This is a genomic window from Nocardia cyriacigeorgica, assembly GCF_010868145.1.
GTDB lineage: Bacteria > Actinomycetota > Actinomycetes > Mycobacteriales > Mycobacteriaceae > Nocardia > Nocardia cyriacigeorgica_D.
The window spans coordinates 1-282 of record NZ_JAAGUY010000090.1; the positions used below are offsets into that span (position 1 = coordinate 1).

The window sequence follows — 282 nt, forward strand, 5'->3', positions numbered from 1 at the left end:
GCTCTGGATTGAGGCCGATGATTTCCGCGAGGACCCTCCCCGCAAATTCTTCCGCCTCTCCCCTGGACATGAGGTGCGCCTGCGCGGCGCCTACCTGGTGACAGCCACCGACGTCGTCAAGAATCCTGACGGAACTATTGCTGAGGTTCACGCCAGTTACGACCCGCAATCGCGCGGCGGAACCGCCCCTGACGGCCGCAAGGTGAAATCGACGATGCACTGGGTTTCGGCTGGCCATGCCATTCCCGTGACAGCCAACCTGTACGACCGCTTATTCAGCGC

Annotated in this window: 1 protein-coding gene; it reads left to right on the forward strand. The window is 62.1% G+C overall.

The features are described 5' to 3' along the window. A partial coding sequence (locus GV792_RS28880) for a hypothetical protein (protein ID WP_218581225.1) occupies nucleotides 1-282 on the forward strand: 282 nt, incomplete at both ends.